We start from the raw sequence: 8,294 nt of genomic DNA, 5'->3' as shown, positions 1-8,294 counted from the left end.
GCTTTTTTCTATGCTTTTAAATAAATTAAACACTGATTTAATTCTGGGTTTTGATTAATTAGAGACTCAATAAAAATTCTAAGGTCTTCTAATTCATGAGGCAGTAAACGTCTTACTGCTTTTTGCACTTCCTTACAGAATAATGTCGCATCAAAACTCACTTTGTTTAGTACAGTCTTAGTGTACTCATACATTGCTCTCGCCATAGTTTGTTATAGGTATTTAAGATTAACGAAAGGTAGATTTTAGAATAGGCTTTTGTTTTAAATTCTTCTCTAAGGTATAAAAAAAATAGATTAGATTTAAAAATCACTTAAAGTTTAACAAGTTGTTATGTTAAAAGTTGATAATTACACGATGAGTACATCAAAATATTACAGACAATTCATACAATTTAATCTATTGATTTACTTATTATTAGGTTAATCTAAAATCTATTATCGCCATCTAATAAATCACCCAGACCTCCTAGGATAGTGCCTTCTCCTTTAGATTTTCCTCCTCTTGGCACAGATGCTAATATTCTACCTGCTAATCTGCTAAATGGTAAAGATTGAATATAAACTTTTCCTGGTCCTTGTAATTTTGCAAAGAATAAACCTTCACCACCAAAGATGGAATTTTTAATACCGCCAATAAATTCTATATCGTAATCTATGCTTTGTGTAAAACCAATAATACAACCTGTATCTACACGCAAGGTTTCACCAGCTGCTAAAGTCTTTTCTGCTGTTGTTCCACCAGCATGTACAAATGCCATACCATCGCCTTCTAGCTTTTGCATTATAAAGCCTTCACCTCCAAAAAGTCCTCTTCCGAGTTTTTTAGAAAACTCAACACCAATACTTACGCCTTTAGCTGCACAAAGAAATGCATCTTTCTGGCAGATAAACTTTCCTCCAAATTCATTTAAATCAATAGGAATAATTTTTCCTGGATATGGAGAAGCAAAAGACACATTTCGTTTACCAGTAAGATTATTATAAAAAGCCGTCATAAATAAACTTTCGCCAGTAAGAATACGCTTACCTGCTCCTAATATCTTACCTAAAAAGCCAGTATCCTTTTGAGAACCATCTCCAAAAATAGTATCCATTTCAATACCATCGTCCATCATCATAAAGCTACCAGATTCTGCAATCACTCCTTCTTGTGGATCTAATTCTATTTCTACATATTGCATTTCTTCTCCGTAAATACGATAGTCTATTTCGTGTGCATTTCTATCATTAAAATCTGGTAATTTTTCCATAGCTAAATTGTTTATGTTTAAGATACTGAAATAAATTCAGCCCAAGTTGATTCGCATATATGTTGTGATAATTATGCTTTTGTTACATAATCTTCTACAATATGATGAGATTACTCACCTACTTTTTTATTGTTTTTTAAAAGTATTCGTGAATGCTTTGCATTTGCCACGCTTCACTCGCAATGCCATTACGATTTTACTTTTAACGTCCACTCAAAATTAAAAGAAGAGACTTGTACACCTTCTGCATTTATGCCATTTGCATTTAACCAAACCGTTTGACCTTCTCCTGTTTCTATAGCTTTAGTAATTGCTTCATCTATTTTTAAACCTTCCTCACATTTAAAGGTTATACGTCCTGTTGCCTTTTTTGTGAATGAAGCATTATTATTAGCCACCAAAATGGATACGTTTTTACCTGTTTCTTTAACTTTTTTCATTACTAATGCACCAGTTGTTAACTCTGCTGCCATACCTTGTACTGCCCAAAACATAGAATTAAATGGGTTTTGATTAATCCAACGATGTTTTACAGAAACAACACAAGTTGTATCATCAATATGCTTTGTTCGTACACCTGTAATATATGCTGCAGGCAGCTTAAACATTAGAAATGTATTGAGTTTTGAAGGAGATATATTCATCTGTTTTATTATAATTTTCACTAAAATAATTCAAATTATCCAACCTAACTAATGTTAAAAAAATGTTAATTTATAGTACTATGCGTAACATAATACCTTTTTAAAGACATATATTTGTATAAGCAACTATTATATACTTTTAAAAATGGTAGACAATCATCATAAAAATTTAGCAACATTTATACATCTTTCGACCTTTTCAAGATTTATAATTCCTTTTGGAAATTTCATTGGGCCTATTGTATTATGGGCAGCCAATAAGGGGAAGTCAGACTTTATAGATCAGCATGGAAAGCAAGCCATCAATTTTCAAATTAGTGTTTTGCTTTATGCTATTATTATAGGAACTATAAGTGTTCCATTTTTCATCTTTAAATTATTTAGAGGTTTAGATGTTATCGATTTTCATGGCTTTCATAATTTTCATATCAATGTAGGTGAACCTTCTGCTCTATTATATATAGGAGGTGGATTAGGAGCCTTAGCCATCATAGCATTTATTATAGAATTAGCTCTTATTGTTAAAGCGAGCTTATCTGCAAGGGATGGCAACTTATATAAATATCCATTGACCATCAATTTTTTAAAGTAAAACAAAACATTCATCAACAATCAAATCAATCAAAAAATGAACAGTTTAATTAAATTTAAGACACTCTTAATATGAAAATAGAAAACACAAAAGCACAAATGCGTAAAGGTGTGCTGGAATATTGCATCTTATCCATCTTAAAGGATGATGATGCCTATGTTGCAGAGATTCTGTGCACGTTAAAAGACGCAAAAATGCTTGTTGTAGAAGGAACAATATATCCACTATTAACAAGATTGAAGAATGCTGGATTACTCAATTACCGTTGGGAAGAATCCACCTCTGGACCACCAAGAAAATATTATGGTCTTACAGAGACAGGAAAACTGTTTCTTAATGAGTTAAACACAACTTGGAGTGAACTACAAAATGCCGTAAACCTAGTAACCAGTACAAAAACAACAAAGAAATGAATAAAACAGTCAATATAAATTTAGCAGGTACATTCTTCCACATAGACGAAGATGCATACCTTAAATTACAACGCTATCTTGAGGCTATAAAACGTTCATTTACAGACTCTCAAGGTCGTTCGGAAATTATTTCGGATATAGAAGCACGTATTGCAGAATTATTTGCAGAACGTATTCAAAACGAAAAGCAAGTCGTTGGCGTTAAATTAGTCGATGAGGTGATTACCATAATGGGACAACCTGAAGACTATTTAGTGGATGACGAAATCTTTGAAGATGAACCACAACCAAGACAAAGACAAAGCTCTAAACCATCTAAAAAACTATATAGAGATACAGACAACTCATATATTGGTGGTGTTGCGGCAGGTTTAAGTCACTATTTTGGAATAGAATCGATCTGGTTACGTTTAATCTGGTTATTATTAGCCATAGGCTCTGGTGGTACTTTTATTTTTATCTATCTAATTTTCTGGGCATTAGTACCAGAAGCTAGTACGACGGCTGAAAAGCTTACTATGTCGGGTGATGCAGTGAATATCAGTAACATCGAAAAAAAAATTAAAGATGGCATTGATACCGTTTCAGAAACCGTAAAAAGTGTCGATTTTAAAAAACATGGAGATAAACTAAAAGAAGGTTTCGATAATGTTTCTGATAACATCTCAGATACGGTAAAAAGTGTCGATTTTCAAAAACAAGGCAGTCGATTAAAATCGAGCTCTCAGACCTTTTTCGATTCTATCGGAAGTATAATAATGTTCTTTCTTAAAGTATTAGCAAAGTTTATTGGTATTATCTTAATCATTGTTGGTATTAGTACCTTAATCGCATTAATTGTTGCTTTCTTTACTGTTGGTATAACAGATGCTGTTCATTTCCCACCAATGGATTTTATAGATGCTGCGAATGCTGCTAATATACCAATGTGGTTAATGGCAATGCTATTATTCTTTGCCGTAGGAATCCCATTTTTCTTTGTGTTCTATTTAGGTCTCAAAATATTAGTAAACAACCTAAAGTCTATTGGTAACATTGCGAAATTTACACTATTAGGATTATGGTTAATGGCTATTATTGGTTTAGTAATAACAGGAGTAAAACAAGCGACCGAACATGCCTTTGATGCCAAAGTAACGGTTAAAGAGCAGTTAAATGTAAAAGCTAATGACACCCTTAAAATAAAAATGATGGGGAACTACAGTTATGGAGATTATTTTAATAGACATGATAACCACTACAACATTACCGAAGAGGATAATGGTCGTACGATAACATCGTCAGACATTAGATTAGTTGTTAGATCTACTAAAGATTCTTTAGCAACAATAATCATCGAAAAAGAAGCAAATGGAAGTAATTACAATGTAGCTAGAACAAGAGCAAAAAATATTAATTACAATTACGCTTTAGTTAATAATGAATTACAACTTAATGCTTTTCTATCAACAGATATAGACAACAAGTTTAGCGAGCAAGAAGTGCTAATTATACTCTATTTGCCAGAAGGTACAGTGTTATATGCAGATGATAATACGTACAGCTTCCATAGAAACTCAAGTTACTATAATGATATATTAGATAATGGTATGGAAGAACAATATCTAAAAATAATAGAAGATGATACGGAATGCATAGACTGTATTAATAAAGATGATGAAGATGAAAAAGAATTTATTGAAGAAGCAACCGAAATTATTGAAACCATTACTGGTGAAACATCGTCTAATGAAGACAAACCTGAGGTTAGCCTTAAAATAGACGAAGATGGTGTTGATCTAGAAATTAATGACAATTGAGACCATAAATTCAACAGTTCAGTAGTATTAAATTTAAATCAACTAAAACTCTACAGATATTTGTAGTGTAAATCATCAATCAAAAAACAAACAATCAAAAAAACCAGAAATCATGAGCACATTAATAAGAGTTATTATTACAAGTATTATCAGCATATTGATGCTATCCTGCAATTTTTCTATGAATTTAGGTGAAGGTGTAGATGGCAACAAAAATGTAGTAAGCGTAAACCGAAATATTTCTAGCGAATTTAGCTCTGTAAAAGTGAGTCAAGGACTAGACCTTTACATTACACAATCTAACGATATATCCTTAAGTATTGAAGCAGACGAAAATCTTCTTGATCTTATTATGACGGAAGTAGAAAATGATGTTTTAAGAATATACACTACTGAGAATATTCGAAGAGCAGCTTCAAAAAAGATAATGTTAAATATTTCTGATATTTCTGTAATAAAAGCAACTAGTGGTAGTGATGTGTACTCAACCAACACAATCGAAGTTGATGACCTAAAACTAAATACAACTAGTGGAGCAGATATGAAATTAGACGTTAATACTCAAACACTAAATTGCCATTCTACAAGTGGTAGCGATATTAAAATTACCGGTACCACAGATGTTTTGGTTGCTAGTGCTACAAGCGGAAGCGACATTGACGCCAGAAATTTGAGTTCAGAAAAGTCGAATGTATAGGCAACAAGTGGTGCAGATATTTCAGTGAACACCTCAAAAGAACTAACCGCCAGAGCTACTAGTGGTGGAGATGTAAGATATTCTGGAAATCCTGAAAAAGTAAACAAATCTGACAGCTCTTCTGGAAGTGTTAGACAGCAATAAATTCAATCAACCTTAAATAGATAGAGAATTTAACAAACATATATCATACTTAAAACCAATCAATTAAAAGCCATTTCAAATTCTTTATAGAGTTTGGGATGGTTTTTGTATATCTTTGTTTAACAGCTTTAAAAGTGACCAATTAAATGATTTGTGTCTTATTTAAAGTATAATAGATATATAAATGAAAAAAACAGTACTCATTCTAATTTTTATGATTGTTAGTACAGCAATGACAACTGCACAATCAACAGATAAAATTAAAGGTGACAGAAACGTAACCATTAAGCAAACTTATATAGATGATTTTGACACTATCGTAGTTGACGGTGATTTTTCAATAGAAATCGTTTACAACAGTAAACCATCTGTTAATGTTGAAACTGATGATAATTTACATGATATCATTCAGTTCGAAGTTGTAGATGGCGTACTTACTTTTGTAGAAACAACTCGTATTACTTCTAAAAAGAAACTAAGTATTACAGTTAACTATGGTGACGCATTAAAAAATATCGAAACTAAAGGTGATGGAGAAGTAAGATCTTTAACCTCTATGGAGTTAGGAGATGTAACACTAACGACTTCAGATAACTCGAGAGCATATTTGAATATTAAAGCTAAAAAATTTTTATATAAAAGTTCAGGGAAATCTAAAACAAGACTTAATCTAACAGCAGATTCTACAAAGATAGAACTTAGCGACAATAGTAAATTAGATGCACTAATAAACAGTAAAATAGCTGACTTTGATTTATACTTACGCTCTGATGCTGTGATTGAAGGCTCTGCAAACAGTTCTGTTATTCGATTAGAGAATTCTACAAACTTTAATGGTGCAAAATTCGATGTTAAAACGACCGATGTGAGCTTAGAAGAAAATAGCGACTTAACTATTTCGGTAGCTGAAAGTATATTAATTGCCGCCTCTGGCAATAGCGAAATTTACTTATTTGGAAGTCCAGCTATATCAATAACAAAATTTGAAGACACTGCAAAACTGCAAAAGAAGAAACGCTAAAAATATAGTAGCAAATAATAAAGCCGAAGTTAATCACTTCGGCTTTATTATTTGTATCTGCTATCTACTAATTATAACTTGGTGTTACCACCTCAAAAGTCGAGTCTTTAGCTGCTAAATAACGCTCAGCATCCAAAGCTGCCATACAGCCAGTACCAGCAGCAGTTATAGCTTGTCTATAAACATGATCTGAGGCATCACCACTTACAAACACACCTTCTATATTTGTTTTACTAGTTCCTGGAACAGCATTAATGATATAACCAGTCTCATCAAGATTTAAATAATCTTTAAAAATATCTGTATTTGGCTTATGACCAATAGCAACAAAGAACCCTGTTGCCTCGATATCGTGCTTTTCTTTAGTTTTATTATTAAATACACGCACACCTGTTACCACTTGTCCATCACCTAAAACTTCATCTGTTTCAGTATTAAAAAGAACTTCAATATTTTCTGTGTTCTTAACTCTGCTAGCCATAATTTTAGATGCTCTAAATTCGTCTCGTCTCACCAACATTGTCACCTTCTTACAAAGTTTAGATAAATAATGAGCTTCTTCTGCAGCAGAATCACCAGCACCAACAAGTACAACTTCTTGGTTTCTATAAAAGAAACCATCGCAAACGGCACAAGCAGAAACGCCACCACCTAACTTTAAATATTTTTGTTCAGATGGTAAGCCCAAATATTTTGCAGAAGCACCTGTTGATATAATAATAGTAGATGCATGAATTTCCTTTTCATCATTAACCCATACTTTATGAACATCTCCAGAGAAATCAACTTTAGTTATCCAACCATGCCGCACATCTGCGCCAAAGCGTTCAGCTTGTTTTTGTAATTGTATCATCATCTCTGGCCCTGTGATACCGTCAGGATATCCAGGAAAATTTTCAACATCATTTGTGGTAGTCAATTGACCACCAGGTTGTGTTCCTTGATATAGAACAGGGAACATATTAGCTCTAGAGGCATAAATTGCAGCTGTATATCCAGCAGGTCCAGAACCTATTATTAAACATTTTACTTTTTCAATTGTATCAGACATATCTTATGTTTTATCACAAAACAAAAGTAGTTTTTTTGAGCAAATCCTTACATAGAAGTTATTAACACTTGTAATGACAGTATAATTATTTTGAATCGTATCAAATTCTAAGTTTAATTTTGTAAATTATAGGTGTTTAACAGCTAAAATTTTTGAATCATGAAATCTAAATTTTTTATTTTAAGCCTTGTTTTTGTCTTAATTTCTTCCTGTAGAGAAAATGTTAAAAGCAATGAAAAAATAGTAGATCATTCTATAGAAAATAAATTAAGCCTTAAAGGAACATGGGAACTTAAAGGGTTTTACAATTACCAAAACAATATTATTGTCGATTCCTTTTCTAACAATACCATTTCAAGACAAATAAAAATGTATTCAGACACAAAAGTAATGTGGAGTAAACAGAGACCTGCAGATTCAATTGAATTTTTCGGATATGGATCTTACAATTTTGAAGATGGCATCCTTACTGAAGTTTTAGAATTTGGCTCTACATTTATGAATGAAGTAATTGCAGAAAGCAAAGAGTTTAATTTTCAGCTTCAATTACATCCAGATCGTTTTGAACAAATTGAATTGGATGAGGATGGTAATCGCATCTATTCTGAAAATTATATAAGAATAGAATAAAAAAAAGCTTAGTAAAAACTAAGCTTTTTAACTGAAGTCGGGGTGGCAGGA

General features: G+C 32.2%; 9 protein-coding genes and 1 pseudogene. 6 read left to right on the top strand and 4 right to left on the bottom strand.

Annotation, left to right across the window (positions count from 1 at the left end):
- Positions 1-8: 8 nt before the first annotated feature.
- From AAC053_RS12780 to AAC053_RS12770, 3 genes are all read right to left on the bottom strand, one after another.
- Positions 9-206, bottom strand: coding sequence for a hypothetical protein (locus tag AAC053_RS12780; protein WP_339757324.1), 198 nt, complete (start codon positions 204-206; stop codon positions 9-11).
- A 221-nt stretch (positions 207-427) separates the two neighbouring features.
- Positions 428-1,252: a TIGR00266 family protein gene (locus tag AAC053_RS12775; protein ID WP_339757321.1), complete on the bottom strand. Its 825-nt coding sequence runs from the start codon at positions 1,250-1,252 to the stop codon at positions 428-430.
- Between the two features lie 188 nt (positions 1,253-1,440).
- Positions 1,441-1,896 carry a DUF4442 domain-containing protein gene (locus AAC053_RS12770; protein ID WP_339757318.1) on the bottom strand — a complete coding sequence of 152 codons (456 nt, stop codon included), beginning with the start codon at positions 1,894-1,896 and terminating at the stop codon, positions 1,441-1,443.
- Between the two features lie 145 nt (positions 1,897-2,041).
- Here AAC053_RS12770 and AAC053_RS12765 point away from each other — a divergent pair, with 145 nt between their 5' ends.
- The 5 genes and pseudogenes from AAC053_RS12765 to AAC053_RS12745 all read left to right on the top strand — a co-directional run bounded on the left by AAC053_RS12765 (position 2,042) and on the right by AAC053_RS12745 (position 6,562).
- Entirely contained in the window at positions 2,042-2,488 is a 447-nt protein-coding gene (locus AAC053_RS12765) for a DUF4870 domain-containing protein (protein ID WP_339757314.1), read from the top strand.
- A 71-nt stretch (positions 2,489-2,559) separates the two neighbouring features.
- Positions 2,560-2,901 carry a PadR family transcriptional regulator gene (locus AAC053_RS12760; protein ID WP_339757312.1) on the top strand — a complete coding sequence of 114 codons (342 nt, stop codon included), beginning with the start codon at positions 2,560-2,562 and terminating at the stop codon, positions 2,899-2,901.
- Entirely contained in the window at positions 2,898-4,700 is a 1,803-nt protein-coding gene (locus tag AAC053_RS12755) for a PspC domain-containing protein (RefSeq protein WP_339757308.1), read from the top strand. Before AAC053_RS12760 ends, AAC053_RS12755 begins: the two co-directional genes overlap by 4 nt.
- Positions 4,701-4,812: 112 nt before the next feature.
- Positions 4,813-5,541 (top strand): annotated as a pseudogene (locus tag AAC053_RS12750) (head GIN domain-containing protein).
- A 184-nt stretch (positions 5,542-5,725) separates the two neighbouring features.
- Positions 5,726-6,562 carry a DUF2807 domain-containing protein gene (locus tag AAC053_RS12745; protein WP_339757304.1) on the top strand — a complete coding sequence of 279 codons (837 nt, stop codon included), beginning with the start codon at positions 5,726-5,728 and terminating at the stop codon, positions 6,560-6,562.
- A gap of 67 nt (positions 6,563-6,629) precedes the next feature.
- On the opposite strand, the gene trxB is transcribed toward AAC053_RS12745, so the two are convergent.
- Positions 6,630-7,613: a thioredoxin-disulfide reductase gene (gene trxB, locus AAC053_RS12740; RefSeq protein WP_339757301.1), complete on the bottom strand. Its 984-nt coding sequence runs from the start codon at positions 7,611-7,613 to the stop codon at positions 6,630-6,632.
- Between the two features lie 159 nt (positions 7,614-7,772).
- Here trxB and AAC053_RS12735 point away from each other — a divergent pair, with 159 nt between their 5' ends.
- The gene (locus AAC053_RS12735) at positions 7,773-8,243 is read left to right on the top strand and encodes a hypothetical protein (protein ID WP_339757298.1); all 471 of its coding nucleotides are present in this window, start codon (positions 7,773-7,775) and stop codon (positions 8,241-8,243) included.
- Positions 8,244-8,294: the final 51 nt, after the last annotated feature.

Source organism: uncultured Winogradskyella sp., from assembly GCF_963975125.1.
Taxonomy (GTDB): domain Bacteria; phylum Bacteroidota; class Bacteroidia; order Flavobacteriales; family Flavobacteriaceae; genus Winogradskyella.
This window is presented reverse-complemented; position numbering and strand designations above follow the sequence as displayed.

Excerpts from the sequence above, each read along its gene's own strand:
- AAC053_RS12745 (WP_339757304.1), top strand. The coding sequence starts at position 5,726 with ATGAAAAAAACAGTACTCATTCTAATTTTTATGATTGTTAGTACAGCA.
- AAC053_RS12755 (WP_339757308.1), top strand. The coding sequence starts at position 2,898 with ATGAATAAAACAGTCAATATAAATTTAGCAGGTACATTCTTCCACATA.
- AAC053_RS12735 (WP_339757298.1), top strand. The coding sequence starts at position 7,773 with ATGAAATCTAAATTTTTTATTTTAAGCCTTGTTTTTGTCTTAATTTCT.
- trxB (WP_339757301.1), bottom strand. The coding sequence starts at position 7,613 with ATGTCTGATACAATTGAAAAAGTAAAATGTTTAATAATAGGTTCTGGA.
- AAC053_RS12780 (WP_339757324.1), bottom strand. The coding sequence starts at position 206 with ATGGCGAGAGCAATGTATGAGTACACTAAGACTGTACTAAACAAAGTG.
- AAC053_RS12760 (WP_339757312.1), top strand. The coding sequence starts at position 2,560 with ATGAAAATAGAAAACACAAAAGCACAAATGCGTAAAGGTGTGCTGGAA.
- AAC053_RS12765 (WP_339757314.1), top strand. The coding sequence starts at position 2,042 with ATGGTAGACAATCATCATAAAAATTTAGCAACATTTATACATCTTTCG.
- AAC053_RS12770 (WP_339757318.1), bottom strand. The coding sequence starts at position 1,896 with ATGAATATATCTCCTTCAAAACTCAATACATTTCTAATGTTTAAGCTG.
- AAC053_RS12775 (WP_339757321.1), bottom strand. The coding sequence starts at position 1,252 with ATGGAAAAATTACCAGATTTTAATGATAGAAATGCACACGAAATAGAC.